Here is a 15,467-nt window from a genome sequence, read left to right as displayed (position 1 = left end):
GGTCAGGCCGTGCAGAACGTTTCCTGAAGATGGGTCCAGCGCACGATGCCTGCCGCGTCGCGCTCAAACACGGCCGTCGCGCGCCGCGCGGGCAATTCGCCGGATGCCGCCTGCTGCGCTTCGACGTAGGTGAGCGTCGCATGCGACGCGTCGGCCGCGAGCACGCGGACGTCCGACAATGCGATCCGCAACCCCGGCTTCGCGCCGCCGAGCTGCACGAACAGCGCGCGCAGACCATCACGGTCAAGCAGGCGGCCGTCGGTCAGGATCATCGTGAAGCCGGTGGAGAAAGACGCGAGCAGCGCGTCGAGCGCCGCAGTTGCGGTATCGGCGCCGGACAGCCAGCGCTCGATGGCGGCGACGCTCGCATCGAGTGCGTCGAGATAGAGCTTGTGATCGGACATGGAACGCGCACGAAAAACGCACGGCCCGATGCCGCGCGATCCGTGCAGTGTAGGCAAAAACGCTCGGACGTGCGCCGTGCGTGGCGGCCGCGCGTCGTTATCGCGCGCAGCCGGCGGCGTCGCGCACGTGCCCGGCCGCCGCCTTCGCATCGGCCACCGGCATTCCCGAGCGGGCCTGCAGCAGTTCCGCGCAGACGGCCACCGCGATCGCACCCGGCGCCTTGTCGACGATGCCCGCGATGCCGATCGGACACACCATCTGCGCAAGCCGCGCCGGCTCGACGCCGCGCGCCGCGAGGCGGCGTTCGAATTTCACGCGCTTGGTGCGCGAGCCAATCATCCCGAAGTACGCGAAATCGCGCCGCCGCATGATCTGCGCGGCGAGCGAGAAATCGAGCGCGTGGTTGTGCGTCATCACGAGGAAGTACGCGCCCGGAGGCGCCGCGTCGACGACCGACTCCGGCGTGTCGGTCGGCTCCGGCTGCACGTTCGGCGGACATTCGTCCGGAAACAGCTCGTCGCGCGTGTCGACCCACTGCACGACGCACGGCAATGCGCCGAGCAACGCGACGAGCGCATGACCGACGTGCCCCGCGCCGAACAGCACGATGTGCATCTGCGGCGGCGCTGCGGTTGCGCGGTTGCGCCGGCCGGTGCCCGGCGCGAACGGCTGCAGCGGCGACGCCGGACTGCCGCACGCGCCGTCGCATCCTGCCGCGGACACCTGCGCCATGCTGCGCGCGGAACGAGCGGGGCCGTTCATGGCAGCCTCCGCCGCACCGGCGCGGCGACGCTGACCGGCCGCTTGCGGCCGGCGCACGAAGCGAATGCGAAGAGACGAGTCATCATCTCAGCCTGCCCGCACGGCGCTCGCCGCACGTACCGCGTGCACCGCGCGCAAGATCGACTCGCCGGTGGCCGGCGCGTCGAGCGGCGGATTCACGCGGTAGTCGCCGACCGCGGCAATCGCATCGCGCACCGCGAAGAACACCGAGAACGGCAACAGCAGCGGCGGCTCGCCGACGGCTTTCGAACGGTGAATGCTGTCCTCCACGTTGCGGTTCTGGAACAGCCGCACGTTGAACTCCGGCGGCGTGTCGTTGACGGTCGGGATCTTGTACGTGGACGGCGCGTGCGTCATCAGCTTACCGCCCGCGTTCCACCACAGCTCCTCGGTCGTGAGCCAGCCCATCCCCTGGATGAACGCGCCCTCGACCTGGCCGATGTCGAGCGCCGGGTTCAGCGACGCGCCGACGTCGTGCAACGCATCGACGCGCAGCGTGCGCATCTCGCCCGTCAGCGTGTCGATCACGACTTCCGATACCGCAGCCCCGTACGAGTAGTAGTAAAACGGCCGGCCTTGCAGCTTCGACTGGTCCCAATGCAGCTTCGGCGTCGCGTAGAACCCGTCGGACCACAGCTGCACGCGCGCCAGATACGCCTTCGCGATCACCTCGCCGAACGGCACGCTCGCGCCGCCGACCCACACGAAGTCGTTGCCGAACGTCACGTCAGCCGGGTCGACCTTGCCGTCGCCGAACTGCTTCGCCGCGAACGCCGCGAGCCGCTCGCGCAACTGGCGCGCCGCATCCTGCGCGGCCTTGCCGTTCAGGTCCGAACCCGTCGATGCGGCAGTCGCGGACGTGTTCGCGACCTTGCTCGTGTCGGTCGCCGTCACGCGGATGCGGCCGAAGCGGATGCCGAGCTCGTGCGCGACGACCTGCGCGACCTTCGTGTTGAGCCCCTGCCCCATCTCCGTGCCGCCGTGATTCACGAGCACCGAGCCGTCCGTGTAGATGTGCACGAGCGCGCCCGCCTGGTTGAAGTGCGTGACGTTGAACGCGATCCCGAACTTCACCGGCGTGAGCGCAATGCCCTTCTTCAGCACCGTGTTGCGCGCGTTGAATGCCCGCACGCCGGCGCGCCGAGCGCGGTAGTCGCTCGTCGTCTCGAGTTCGCCGAGCAGTTCGTGCAGCACGTTGTCCTCGACCGTCTGGCCGTACGGCGTCACGTTGCGTTCGGTCTTGCCGTACAGGTTCGCGTAGCGCACGTCCAGCGGATCGCGGCCGAGCGAGCGAGCGATGTCGTCGAGGATGTACTCGATCGCGAACGCGCCCTGCGGGCCGCCGAAGCCGCGGAACGCGGTGTTCGACTGCGTGTTCGTCTTTCCGCAGTAGCCCGCGATGGCGACGTCGCCGAGCCAGTACGCGTTGTCGAAGTGGCACACCGCGCGCGTCATCACCGGGCCCGACAGATCGGCCGAGAAACCGCAGCGCGACGTCATGTCGAGCGCGACGCCGTCGATGCGGCCGTCGTCGTCGTAACCGACGTCGAAGCGGTAATGGAAGTCGTGCCGCTTGCCGGTGATCATCATGTCGTCGTCGCGGTCGGGACGCAGCTTCACCGGGCACAGCAGCTTCCACGCGGCGAGCGCCGCGCAGCACGCGAACAGCCCCGACTGCGATTCCTTGCCGCCGAATCCGCCGCCCATCCGCCGGCACTCGACCAGCACGTTGTGCGACGCGACGCCGAGCACGTGCGCGACGAGGTGCTGCATCTCGCTCGGGTGCTGCGTCGAGCAGTACACGTGCATCCCGTCGTCGTCCTTCGGCACCGCATACGCGATCTGCCCTTCCAGGTAGAACTGCTCCTGGCCGCCGAGCAGCATCTCGCCGGACTCGCGATGCGGCGCGGCGGCAAGCCGTGCAGCGGCATCGCCGCGCGCAAGCTTCAGCGGCGGAATCACATAGGTCTCGGCCTTGCGTGCTTCCTGGGCGGTGAGGATCGCAGGCAGCTCTTCGTACTCGACCTGCGCGCGGCGCGCGGCAAGCCGCGCGATGTCGTGCGACGTCGCGACCACGATGAACATCGGCTGGCCGACGAACTGCACGACGCCCTTCGCGAGCACCGGATCGTCGTGGATGATCGGCCCGCAATCGTTGACGCCGGGAATATCGTCGGCAGTGAACACGGCGACCACGCCCGGCGTCGCGCGCACCGCGTCGAAGTTCATCGACACGATCTTCGCGTGCGGCTTCGCGGACAGCCCGAGCGCCGCATGCAGCGTGCCGGCGACGAGCGGAATGTCGTCGGTGTAAGTCGCGCGGCCGCTCACGTGCAGATGCGCGGATTCGTGCGCGCGCGACACGTGCACCTGGGCGGCGTCGGCTTGCGGGTCGACGGCGGTGAGGAACGGTTCTGCTTGCTGGTTCATGTTCGAGGTTCTCCGTCGTCAGACGCGCGCGGCGTCGTTCGCGACTTCAGCGGCGACTTCAGTGGCCACTTCGGCGGCCACTTCGCGCACGCTCAGCGCCTGCACCGGCAGCGGGTCGTGGGGGCGCGTCTCCAGCCAGAAGCGATACATCAGGTTCTTTGCGGTATCGAGGCGATACGCGCTCGTCGCGCGCATGTCCGACAGCGGCTGGTAGTCGCGCTCGAGCGCCTGCATCGCGGCCTGCACGGTCGCTTCGTGCCACTGCGCGCCGTCGAGCACGGCCTCCGTATTCGCCGCGCGCTTCGGCGTCGCGGCCATCCCGCCGAACGCGATGCGCGGCTCGCGAATCAGCTCGCCGTCCGCGATGAACGCGAACGCCGCGCACACCGCGGAGATGTCGGAGTCGAACCGCTTCGACAGCTTGTACGTGCGAAACCGCAGATTCGCGCGCGCGCCGGCGCGGGTCGGCACCTTCAGGCCGACGACGAATTCGTGCGGCGCCATGTCCTTTTGCTGATAACCGGTGTACAGCGCCTCGAGCGGCAGCTCGCGCACCGTGTCGCCGCCGCGCAGCACCACGCGTGCGCCGAGCGCGATCAGGCCGGGCATCGAATCGCCGATCGGCGAACCGTTCGCGACGTTGCCGCCGAGCGTCCCCGCGTTGCGGATCGGCAGCGACGCGAACCGCTTCCACATTTCGGTCAGTTCCGGATACGTGCCGGCGAGTGCCGCATACGCATTTTCGACCGTCACGCCCGCGCCGATCTCGATCCAGTCGTCGCCGTGCACGACCTGCCGCAGTTCGGCGATCTGGCCGACGTAGATCAGGTCGTCGAGGCGGCGCATCTGTTTCGTGACCCACAGGCCGATGTCGGTGCTGCCCGCGAGGATGCGCGCGCCCGGGCGGGCAGCCTTCAGCGCGGCCAGTGCATCGAGCGTGCGCGGCGCCGCGAACTGCGCGCCGTCGGCCGTCGTGTATGCGAACGTGTCGTCCCGCGCGAGCGACGCGAGCGTGCGGGCGAGCGCCGCCGTGTCGACCGGAGCCGATGCGGCGGATGCGCGTTCGCCGGTGGCACCTTCGCCGGCCCCGTCGAACATCCTCACCGCGGCGTCGACGATCGGCCGGTAGCCGGTGCAGCGGCACAGGTTGCCGGTCAGCGCATCGGCGATCTCGGTGCGCGTCGGTACGCTCTTCCCGTTCGCGCACGCGCTGCCGCAGCTTTCGTGACCGTGTTTCTCGTACAGCGCCCACATCGACATCACGAAGCCCGGCGTGCAGAAGCCGCATTGCGAGCCGTGGCAATCGACCATCGCCTGCTGCACCGGATGCAGCGAACCGTCCGGCCGGCGCAGGTCCTCGACCGTCAGCAGCGCCTTGCCGTCGAGCGTCGGCAGGAACTGGATGCAAGCGTTGACGGCCTTGAACGCGACCGCGCCCGCGTCGGTCAGCTCGCCGACGACGACCGTGCATGCGCCGCAATCGCCTTCCGCGCAGCCTTCCTTGGTGCCGGTGCAATGCGCGTCTTCGCGCAAATACTGCAACACGGTGCGGGTGACGTCCGCGCCGCTGACTTCGCGGATCGCGTGACGATGGTAGAAGCGGATCGGCTCACTCATGTCTCTATCGTTCTTCAAGTGGGGGCAAGGCGGCCTGCGCGGGGCGCTCGGCCGACGTGTTTCTGACAGTTTGCACGCTATCACCGCCAAATTCCGCAACCCATAGCCCATCGCGCATGCGGCGCATATAACTGCCGCGATATGCGCGGCGCGGCCGCGCGGCGGCCGTCCCGACCGTTGCCTGGCTTGCGTTGCGCGCGGGCGCACGCCGATTCGCCGGCTCGTCGGCTCGTCGGCTCGCCGGCTCGTCGGCTCGTCGGCTCGCCGTCGACGATAAAACGGGTCGGGATTAACTAAACGGTCCCTGCGGGAAAACCGGTTCCATGGGAAAATCCCGATTCCGTTTTTCGCGGTCTTCCGTTCCGTTTCGCTCATCCGTTCCGACCCCATGTCAACCGATTCCGCCACACCGCCGCGCAGCGGCGTTGCCGTCACGCTGCAAATCGTGTCCGTCGTCTGCTTCACGTTCATCTGCTATCTGACCATCGGTCTGCCGCTGGCGGTGCTGCCGGGCTTCGTCCATGACGATCTCGGCTTTTCGGCGATCGTCGCGGGCGGTGCGATCAGCGTCCAGTATTTCGCGACGCTCGCGTCGCGCCCGCTCGCCGGGCGCTTCGCCGACACGCTCGGACCGAAGCAAACGGTGCTGCGCGGGCTGATCGGCTGCGGCGTGTCGGGGGTGCTGCTGCTCGTCGCGCTGCTGCTCGCGCACTGGCCGGCCGCGAGCCTGGTGCTGCTGGTTGCGAGCCGGCTCGTGCTGGGCGTCGGCGAAAGCCTGTGCGGCACCGGCGCGATTCTGTGGGGCATCGGCCGCGTCGGCGTCGCGCACAACGCGAAAGTGATCTCGTGGAACGGCATCGCGACCTACGGCGCGCTCGCGCTCGGCGCGCCGGTCGGCGTCGCGATCGCGCATACGCTGAATCCGGCGCTGATCGGCGTGATCGTGATCGCGCTCGCCGCGCTCGGCTTCTATCTCGCGCGGCTGATCGATCCGGTGCCGGTCGTGCACGGCGAGCGGATGTCGTATGCGAGCGTGTTCACGCGCGTGCTCCCGCACGGCCTCGGCCTCGCGCTCGGCTCGGCCGGCTTCGGCTCGATCGCGACCTTCGTCACGCTGTACTACGCGGCGCGCCACTGGCCGAACGCCGCGCTGTCGCTGACCGTGTTCGGCACGCTGTTCATCGGCGCGCGCCTGCTGTTCGCGAACACGATCAAGACCTACGGCGGCTTCCGCGTCGCGATCGTGTCGTTCGCGTTCGAGTGCTCGGGCCTCGTGCTGCTGTGGCTCGCACCCGTGCCGCACGTCGCGCTCGTCGGCGCGGCGTTGACGGGCTTCGGCTTCGCGCTGATCTTCCCGGCGCTCGGCGTGGAAGCCGTCGCGCTGGTGCCGCCGGCAAGCCGCGGCGCGGCGCTGTCCGCGTATTCGGTGTTCCTCGACCTGTCGCTCGGCATCACCGGCCCGCTCGCCGGTTATGTGGCCGGTGCGTTCGGCTATCCGCAGGTGTTCCTGTTCGCGGCCGTGGCGGCTGCGGCAGGCGTCGTGCTGTCGATGATGCTGTATCAGCGGCAGGCGCGGCTCGCGGGGAGCGGTGCGGCGGCGTAACGCCGGGTGCCGCACGCGCCGCGCGACGCGGCCTGACTCGGCAGCACGTTGGCGTGCTGCAGTACGCGAGCCGCATCGGGGTAGCGCCCGAACGGAACCGCGTTCGTTAGCGAAAGCTTGGGTTCTGCACGATCGCAGCGCCGCGCCGAAGCGAAAATCAGGTCAGCCACAACCGACCCGTGCGCCGGCTCCCCGATCGTGCGCACGCACCGCCGCGAACGGGATCAAGCCGTCCGCAAGAACAACCGCCGCGCCAGATCGAAAGCAACGAGATTGCCGGCGAGCACGAGCAGCAGGCCGATCACCGCGAGCGGCGACCATTGGTAGCCTTCGAAGATAGTCGACACGGCCAGCGCGACGATCGGGAACAGCACCGTGCAATATGCGGCGCGCTCCGGCCCGATCCGCCCGACGAGCGTCAGGTACGCGGTAAAGCCGATCACCGATCCCGGCACGGCCAGATAGACGAGCGCGCCGAGATAGCGCGGGCTCGGATCGATCATGAACGGCAATCCGGCCGCCGCGCTGCCGATCGTCAGGATCCCCGCGCCGATCAGCATCGCCCAGCCGTTGGTCGCGAGCGGGTGCAGGCCCATCGACTGCATCCGGCTCGACAGCAGGTTGCCGGCCGAGAAGCACATCGTGCCGGCGAACGCGATCGCGAGGCCGATCCACGTTGCATGATCGTCCAGATGTCCGGCCATTTGCTGCCAAAACAGACACGCGATGCCGGTCAGCCCGAGCAGCGCGCCGGCGATCGCGGACGGCCGCAACGGACGGCCCATGAACAACCGGCCGTTGATCGAATTCAGCAGCGGCGCGGTCGAGAAGATCACCGCGACGAGGCCGCTCGGCACGACCTGCTCCGCATAGTAGAAGCACAGGAAATTCAGGCAGAACAGCGCGAAGCCCTGCGCGACGAGGTAGCGCCACGCCTCGCGCGGCGGGCGCACCGGCCGGCGCATCACGCGCAGCAGCGCAAACAGCACGGCGGACGCGAGCCAGAAGCGCCACGCGATCGACACGGGCGGCGGCACGGCGCCGAGCTGCCACTTGATTGCGATCCAGGTGGTGCCCCAAATCAGCACGGTGACGAAATAGAGCGACAGGTTCATGGCGGCGGCGAAGCGAAACGAGTGAAACGGACTGCGACTATGCGGCCGCCCCGCCGCTGCGGATTGTCCGAAATTGCGGTCTTTTTCGCGGCGCCGCACGGCGCTCGGCGCGCGAGCTTATACTCGTCCCATCATGAGTTCGCCCCTGTACGCCCCGCCCGTCGACCACGCCGCCGCCCTGGCCGGCGGCGCGATGCCATTCGGCCTGCACTCGGTGTGCCGCACGCTCGCCGAGGCGAACGCAACGCTCGAGCGCTTCGCATGGCTCGGCGACCATCTCGCGATCGCCGAATGGACGCGCATCACCGACGAAAGCGAAACGATCTACGAACAGCCCGGCCACCATACGCTGTCGTGCTATCTCGACGGCGGCTACCGGACGGAGCGCGAACGCGTGCCGCGCTACGGCGCGCCGAGCCTGTTGTGCGCGCTGCCCGGCGACCACGAATCGCGCTGGTGGGTGCGCGGCGAGATGCACTTCATCCACCTGTACTTCCTTCCCGAACACTTCACGCAGCGCGCGATCCGCGAGCTCGACCGCGAACCGCGAGAGCTCAAGCTCGCCGACCGCACCTATTTCGAGGATGCGCGCATGGCCGCGCAGTTGCGTACGCTCGCGCTCGAGCGCTGGGACGACGCGGACGGGAAATTGCGCGTGAACGAGGCCGCGCACGACGTGCTGAGCCTGCTGCTGCGCGGCCAGAGCACGGCTCGCACCGACACGCCGTTCCGTGGCGGTCTCGCGCCGGCTGTACGGCGTCGCGTGCGCGACTATATCGACACCTACCTGTCGCAGCCGCTCACGCTTGGCGAACTGGCGAACGTCGCCGCGCTGTCCGAATACCACTTCGCGCGGATGTTCCGGCTGTCGTTCGGCCGCGCGCCGCACGCGTGGGTGGCCGAGCAGCGGCTCGCACGGGCGCGCCTGCTGCTGCGCACGACGGCGCTGCCGCTCGCGCAGGTCGCGGCCGAGTGCGGCTATGCGAACGCCGGGCACTTCAGCCATCGCTTTCGCGACGCGCACGGCACGACGCCGAACGCGTACCGGCGCGCGATGCAAGGCGGCTGAGCAGCCGCGCCATTCAATGGACGGCCGCGCTGCGCGCCCGCCGGCACCGCCCCGCTTACGCGCCCCGCCTCGACAGTTCCTGCTCGAGCGCGGCCACGCCGGCCGGCAGGTCGACCGGCACCTTCAGGTCGACCATCGTGCGGCCGAACGCATGGAGCGTGCGGAACAGGTTGTGTTCCCGGCACTGCTCGCCCATCTGGCCGATTCGCACGATCGGCAAGCCGAACGAGCCCGAGATCTCGACCTGGTACTGCTTCGAGATGTGACCGCACACCATCCCGGGCGTGAGCCCTTCGGGCGTCTCTATTCCGACCACCGAATTGAGCCGGCAGTCCTTCGGCGCATAGAGCGCGAGACCCATCGCCTCGACGCCGGCCTGCAGCGCGAGCGAACAGCGCAGATGGCGCGCGAAGCGGCTTTCGAGCGTTTCCGCGCACACGAGCCGCAGCGCCTCGTGCAGCGCGAGCACGCCGGACACCGGCGCCGTATAGTGATACCCCGCGTTGTGCCAGAAGTTCTCGGCGAGCGCCATGTCGAGGCACCAGTGCGCGTTCGGCTCGGGACGCTGCTTCATCCGCTCCCACGCGGCGTCGGAGAACGCGATCAGCGACACGCCGGGGATCGACGACAACCCCTTCTGGCCGCCGGTGATCACAGCGTCGATGCCCCACGCGTCCATTTCGAGCGGCATCGTCGACAGCGTGCACACCGCATCGACCACGACCAGCGCGCCGGCCGCCTTCGCGAGTGCCGCGATGTCGCGCAGGTCGCGGTTCCACACGGTATTCGACGTCTCGCCCTGCACGATCGTGACGATCTCCGGGCGCTCGCGCGCGATCGCATCGGCAATCTCGTCGAGGCTCGCGACCGCACGGTCCGCCACTTCGAGCGTCGCGACGTCGGCGCCGACGCGGGTCGCCATTTCGGCCATCCGTGCGCTGAAGAAGCCGTTGCGGATCGACAGTACGCGCGTGCCGCGCCATGCGAGATTCGAGATCGCCATCTCCATCGCGGCAGAGCCCGGGCCGGCGACGCCGAGCACCCACTTCGTGCGCGTCTGGAACACGTAGCGCGCCATTTCCTTCACCTGCTCGATGATCTTCGCCATCGTCGCGCCGAGGTGGTTGATCACGATCGTGTTCGCCTTCGCAACGGCGGCCGGAATCGGAACCGGGCCGGCCCCCATCATCAGCAGCGGTTCTTCGGGCAGGATCGCGTCGAGCGGCACGACGACGGGACAGGGAATCGGCGAGTAATCGATGGACATGGCTGGTAGAGGAGGAAGGAAAAAACGCACGGACGTCGTTCGCCGCACGGCATGGCGAAAGTAATCGATCATTCCGCGTTCCGCGCCCGCGCGCAAGAGGCACACGCGGCCGGACAGCGTGACGGTGGCCCGGTCGACGGACCGGGCCAGCCGTCCGTGCGGGCATTGCACGATTGTGGCGCCGATTCGCGCCGCATTGCGACGCGCCGCCGAAACGGTTCCATGCAAACGCCGATAGCCGCGATTTTCTCCGGCAATATCGCGGCGAATCCGGGATGCTCGCGTTCAGCACCACGCGCGTATCGCCCGGATTACCCGTCGTCACGATAAAAATCACGCGGATGGAATCGGTCCACGAAAGCCAGACCCGCGCAAAAACATCCATTATCGCAGCATGAATTGGCGATCGATTTCACCCCATTATCGTCTCAGCGACCGAACACCAAAGACAAAGCATTGATTTATATATACAAATTCAACCATCGTGCAGTTGCTTCAAGCCGCCGCGGCAAATCCGCGGCGCTCTGCAGGCGCGTCATTGCGTTAAACCGATACTCGCGATTTCGATTTTACGCAACCCGCCCATTTTCTCAGGTTGACGAGTAACGCCTTCGTAATGAACAATCGTCTGCAGAATCGAAAACCGGTTTTTCGATACGAACGAAAGCCGGACGTCGCGCGACGGTTTTCCAGGTCGTGCAACGAAAAATCACAACCATAATCATTCACCGGGCCAGAAATCCGCGAGCCATGAACCAGATTCAGACCATGCGTGTGTTCGTCTGCGTCGCCGAGCAGCAGAGCTTCCGGCGCGCGGCGCACCATCTCGGCGTATCCAACGCGCTCGTCACGCGCTCGATCGCGATGCTCGAGTCTCACCTGAACACGCGGCTGATCCACCGCACCACGCGCAACCTGTCGCTGACGGAGGCGGGCCTGCGCTACCTCGACGGCTGCCGCGCGCTGCTCGAGGAATTCGATCATCTCGAGGCGTCCGTCGCACACGCGGTGCGCGAGCCGGCCGGCACGCTGCGCGTCGTCGCGTCGGGGCTGCTGTCACCGCTCGCGCTGACGCCGCTCATCAGCGAGTTCCGTCACCGCTACCCCGAATTGCGCGTGCAGCTCACCGTCGCCGACGGGCCGCTCGACGTGCTCGATTCGGGCTACGACGTCGGCATCGTCACCGGCAACCGGCTCGACGGCAACCCGACGCTGATCGGCCATGCACTGCCGCCTAATCCGTTCGTCGCCTGCGCAGCGCCCGCGTATCTCGAACGGCGCGGCGAGCCGCGCGCGCCCGACGATCTGCCGGGCCACGACTGGGTCACGCTCGCGCCGCATCAGCATGCGCCGTCGTGGCGGCTCATCGGCCACGACGGCGTCACGCATCCGGTCACGGTGCGCCCCACCTGCACGGTCAACCAGCTCGCGCTCGTGCAGTCGGCGGCCGTCGCCGGGTCCGGCATCGCGGTGCTGCCCGAACCGTGCGCCGCCGAAGCCATCGCCAACGGCACGCTCGTGCGCCTGCTGCCCGGCTACCGGATCGACGATCCGGACGCGCAGCTGTCGCTCGTCTACCCGAACCGCCAATACGTGCCGGCCCGCACGCGCAGCTTCGTCGAGCACGCGCTCGAGCATTTCGGCGTCGAGGCGGCCCGCGAACGCACCGCGTACGACTTCCTGCACACGCCGCGCGGGCCCGATCGCACCGATATCGTCACGGGGCTGCAGTAGACTGCACGCGATAGCCATCGGAGGTGCAGCGTGCGCGTGATCCTGTTCAGCAGCCGGCAGTACGACGACGAATCGTTTACCGCCGCGAATCGGCAGTTCGGCTATCGGCTGCACTTTCAACCCTCCCATCTCGACGCGGAAACCGCGATCCTCGCGCACGGCTATGAAGTCGTGTGCCCGTTCGTCAACGACACCGTCGACGCGGCCGTGCTCGAGCGGCTCGCCGACGGCGGCACCCGGCTGATCGCGCTGCGCTCGGCAGGCTTCAACCATGTCGATCTGGCAGCGGCCGAGCGGCTCGGCATCGCGGTCGTGCGCGTGCCAGCCTATTCGCCGCACGCGGTTGCCGAACATGCGGTCGCGCTGATCCTCGCGCTCAATCGCCGGCTGCCGCGCGCCGTTGCGCGCACGCGCGAAGGCGACTTCTCGCTGAACGGGCTGCTCGGTTTCGACCTGCACGGCAAGACCGTCGGCGTGATCGGCACCGGGCTGATCGGCCGCGTGTTCGCGAAGATCATGATGGGCTTCGGAATGCACGTGCTCGCGCATTCGATGCCGCCCTACGACGAAGAGCTGATCGCGTTCGGCGCGCGCTACGTCGAGCTCGACGATCTGCTGCACGGCGCCGACATCGTCAGCCTGCACTGTCCGCTGCTGCCGTCCACCCACCATCTGATCAACGCGAGGACACTCGCGCGGATGAAGCACGGCGCAATGCTGATCAACACCGGCCGCGGCGGTCTCGTCGACGCGCAGGCGCTGATCGACGCGCTCAAGAGCGGCCAGCTCGGCCATCTCGGGCTCGACGTGTACGAGGAAGAAAGCGGCCTGTTCTTCGAGGATCATTCCGACCTGCCGCTGCAAGATGACGTGCTCGCGCGCCTGCTGACGTTCCCGAACGTGATCGTCACGTCGCACCAGGCGTTCTTCACGCGCGAGGCGCTTGCAGAGATCGCGCACACGACGCTGCTGAACATCGACGCGTGGCACGCCGGCACACCGGCCAACGTCGTCACGGCGGGACGCTGACCGACGGCATCCGGTGCGTGTCGGGCACGGCGTTGTTCCGGCGCATCCGTCAACGGTTGGGCGTTTTGTTTCGAATGATGTAACGCCGCTCGCGCATCGTCTGCTATCGTTGCGACCACCTCCCCCTGCTTCTGCCGCTCATGCGTTTCGACGAATCCGCCATTGCCGCGGTTTACCGCGCGATCTTCGAACGGCGCGACATGCGCCACTTCACGCCGGCGCCCGTCGATCCGGCCACGCTCGCGCGCCTGCTGCGCGCCGCGCACCACGCGCCGAGCGTCGGCTTCATGCAGCCGTGGCGCTTCATCCGCATCACCGATCCCGCGCTGCGCATCGCGATCCATGCACTCGTCGAGGCCGAGCGCCGCGCGACCGCCGATGCGCTCGGCGAGCGGCAGGACGAATTCATGCGGCTGAAGGTCGAAGGCGTGCGCGAATGCGGCGAACTGCTGGTCGTCGCGCTGGCCGACGATCGCGAGCGCCACGTATTCGGCCGCCGCACGCTGCCGGAGATGGACCTCGCGTCCGCGGCGTGCGCGATCCAGAACATGTGGCTCGCCGCGCGCGCGGAAGGGCTCGGGATGGGCTGGGTGTCGCTGTTCGACGTCGACGCACTGCGCACGCTGCTCGGCATGCCGGCCGGCGCGAAACCGATCGCGGTGCTGTGCGTCGGCCATGTCGACGCGTTCTATGCAAAGCCGATGCTCGAGGAGGAGCGCTGGGCGGCGCGGATGCCGATCGAAGCGTGCCTGTTCGAGAACGGCTGGGATGCGCCGGCGACGGCTGAAGCCGGCTGCGCCGCGGCCTGCGTGAGTCCGGCTGGCGACACGTCGCCGTCGCGCGCGAACGTTGCGCCGGACGAAGCCGCAGCCCGGACGCCGGGCGACACATTACCGCGGCGCTGACCTAGGGAGCGGTCGAGTAACGCACGGATTTCGCGGCTGTGTTCCGGCCCGATATTTCGCGGCGCGCCGCGCTGCCGGACACCGCACGGTCCCACCGTGTCGCGTGCGCCGCCACGCTTGGGCGCACGGCGGCACTATCTATTTTGGCGCCGGGCGTCAGGGTTTTCACTGAAGTAGAATCGCGGCTGACAGCTCTTTGCCGTGCCCGTCCCGCGCATCCCGCGCCGACCTCGGGCCGCGCCTTTTTCCGTAGCCCACCGCGATGCCCTTGCCTCTTTTCGCCCTTGCCGTCGCCGCATTTGGAATCGGTACCACCGAGTTCGTGATCATGGGGCTGCTGCCCAACGTCGCCCGCGACCTCGGCGTGTCGATCCCGGCCGCCGGGATGCTCGTGTCGGGCTATGCGCTCGGTGTGACGATCGGCGCGCCGATCCTCGCGGTCGTCACCGCGAAGATGCCGCGCAAGCGTGCGCTGATGGGTCTGATCGGGCTGTTCATCGCGGGCAACCTGTTCTGCGCGATCGCGCCCGGCTATGCGGTGCTGATGGCTGCGCGGGTCGTCACCGCGTTCTGCCACGGCGCATTTTTCGGCATCGGCTCGGTCGTCGCGAGCAGCCTCGTCGCGCCGAACCGCCGTGCGCAGGCGATCGCGCTGATGTTCACCGGCCTCACGCTCGCGAACGTGCTCGGTGTGCCGCTCGGCACCGCGCTCGGCCAGGCATACGGCTGGCGCGCAACGTTCTGGGCCGTCACCGGCATCGGCATCGCCGCGGCTGCCGCGCTTGCAGTATGCGTGCCGAAGAACCTGGCGATGCCCGACACCAGCATCACGCGCGAATTCGGCGTGCTGAAGCACCCGCAGGTGCTGATGGTGCTCGGCATCAGCGTGCTCGCGTCTGCGAGCCTGTTCAGCGTGTTCACGTACATCACGCCGATCCTCGAGGACGTCACGGGCTTCTCGCCGCGCCAGGTCACCTACGTGCTGCTGCTGTTCGGCGCCGGCCTGACCGTGGGCGGCACGCTCGGCGGCAAGCTCGCGGACTGGCGCCGGATGCCGTCGCTGATCGCGGCGCTCGCGCTGATCGGCGTCGTCCTCGCGCTGTTCGCCGGCACGATGCACGTGCCGTTCGCGGCGCTCGCGACGATCTTCGTGTGGGGCATGCTCGCGTTTGCGATCGTGCCACCGCTGCAGATCCTGATCGTCGACCGCGCAAGCGATGCGCCGAACCTGGCGTCGACGCTGAATCAGGGTGCGTTCAACCTCGGCAACGCGACGGGAGCGTGGCTCGGCGGGATGGCGATCGGCTCCGGCGTGTCGCTCGTCAACCTGCCGTGGGTCGGCGTCGCGATGGCCGTCGCGGCGCTCGCGCTCACGCTGTGGTCGGCGTCGCTCGAACGCCGCCCGGTGGCCGTGCCGACCGAGTATGTCTGACGCGACGTTGCCGGCATGCTGCCCCGATCGTTGCGAGCACAACGCCATTCGACCCTGACAGCCTTCATGGACCTTTCA

12 protein-coding genes are annotated in these 15,467 nt (G+C 68.3%); 6 read left to right on the top strand and 6 right to left on the bottom strand.

The window, feature by feature from the left end; translation table 11 throughout:
* Positions 1-2 precede the first annotated feature (2 nt).
* The 4 genes from KDW55_RS00165 to xdhA form a co-directional block, all read right to left on the bottom strand.
* Positions 3-404 (bottom strand): hypothetical protein, encoded by a 402-nt coding sequence (locus KDW55_RS00165; protein ID WP_059543988.1) that lies wholly within the window; start codon positions 402-404, stop codon positions 3-5.
* 97 nt (positions 405-501) lie between these two features.
* Entirely contained in the window at positions 502-1,167 is a 666-nt protein-coding gene (gene xdhC / locus KDW55_RS00160; protein ID WP_212159787.1) for a xanthine dehydrogenase accessory protein XdhC, read from the bottom strand.
* A gap of 87 nt (positions 1,168-1,254) precedes the next feature.
* Complete coding sequence (gene xdhB / locus KDW55_RS00155) at positions 1,255-3,618, bottom strand: xanthine dehydrogenase molybdopterin binding subunit (RefSeq protein ID WP_212159786.1); 2,364 nt, start codon at positions 3,616-3,618, stop codon at positions 1,255-1,257.
* Between the two features lie 18 nt (positions 3,619-3,636).
* Entirely contained in the window at positions 3,637-5,235 is a 1,599-nt protein-coding gene (gene xdhA / locus KDW55_RS00150; RefSeq protein ID WP_040143522.1) for a xanthine dehydrogenase small subunit, read from the bottom strand.
* A gap of 388 nt (positions 5,236-5,623) precedes the next feature.
* Between xdhA and KDW55_RS00145 the strand changes: the two genes are divergently transcribed.
* On the top strand, positions 5,624-6,838 hold the full coding sequence (locus KDW55_RS00145) for an MFS transporter (RefSeq protein ID WP_069241009.1): 1,215 nt from the start codon (positions 5,624-5,626) through the stop codon (positions 6,836-6,838).
* A gap of 224 nt (positions 6,839-7,062) precedes the next feature.
* Here the strand turns inward: KDW55_RS00145 and KDW55_RS00140 are convergent, their stop codons facing one another.
* On the bottom strand, positions 7,063-7,953 hold the full coding sequence (locus KDW55_RS00140; protein WP_040143519.1) for an EamA family transporter: 891 nt from the start codon (positions 7,951-7,953) through the stop codon (positions 7,063-7,065).
* A gap of 133 nt (positions 7,954-8,086) precedes the next feature.
* Between KDW55_RS00140 and KDW55_RS00135 the strand changes: the two genes are divergently transcribed.
* Entirely contained in the window at positions 8,087-9,022 is a 936-nt protein-coding gene (locus KDW55_RS00135; protein WP_040143518.1) for an AraC family transcriptional regulator, read from the top strand.
* A gap of 55 nt (positions 9,023-9,077) precedes the next feature.
* Here the strand turns inward: KDW55_RS00135 and KDW55_RS00130 are convergent, their stop codons facing one another.
* Positions 9,078-10,289 (bottom strand): alanine--glyoxylate aminotransferase family protein, encoded by a 1,212-nt coding sequence (locus tag KDW55_RS00130; RefSeq protein ID WP_040143517.1) that lies wholly within the window; start codon positions 10,287-10,289, stop codon positions 9,078-9,080.
* Between the two features lie 750 nt (positions 10,290-11,039).
* Between KDW55_RS00130 and KDW55_RS00125 the strand changes: the two genes are divergently transcribed.
* The 4 genes from KDW55_RS00125 to KDW55_RS00110 all read left to right on the top strand — a co-directional run bounded on the left by KDW55_RS00125 (position 11,040) and on the right by KDW55_RS00110 (position 15,389).
* Positions 11,040-12,023, top strand: coding sequence for a LysR family transcriptional regulator (locus KDW55_RS00125; RefSeq protein ID WP_069241007.1), 984 nt, complete (start codon positions 11,040-11,042; stop codon positions 12,021-12,023).
* Between the two features lie 30 nt (positions 12,024-12,053).
* Positions 12,054-13,052, top strand: coding sequence for a 2-hydroxyacid dehydrogenase (locus tag KDW55_RS00120; protein WP_040143515.1), 999 nt, complete (start codon positions 12,054-12,056; stop codon positions 13,050-13,052).
* 140 nt (positions 13,053-13,192) lie between these two features.
* A complete protein-coding gene (gene bluB / locus KDW55_RS00115; protein ID WP_040143514.1) occupies positions 13,193-13,957 on the top strand; it encodes a 5,6-dimethylbenzimidazole synthase in 765 nt (254 codons plus the stop codon).
* A gap of 262 nt (positions 13,958-14,219) precedes the next feature.
* Positions 14,220-15,389 (top strand): MFS transporter, encoded by a 1,170-nt coding sequence (locus KDW55_RS00110; protein WP_040143513.1) that lies wholly within the window; start codon positions 14,220-14,222, stop codon positions 15,387-15,389.
* The last annotated feature ends 78 nt before the right edge of the window (positions 15,390-15,467 follow it).

The organism is Burkholderia sp. AU19243 (genome assembly GCF_018148075.1).
Taxonomy (GTDB): Bacteria; Pseudomonadota; Gammaproteobacteria; order Burkholderiales; family Burkholderiaceae; genus Burkholderia; species Burkholderia latens_A.
Note: the sequence above shows the minus strand (reverse complement) of the source record. Positions and strands in the feature narration are given on the sequence as shown.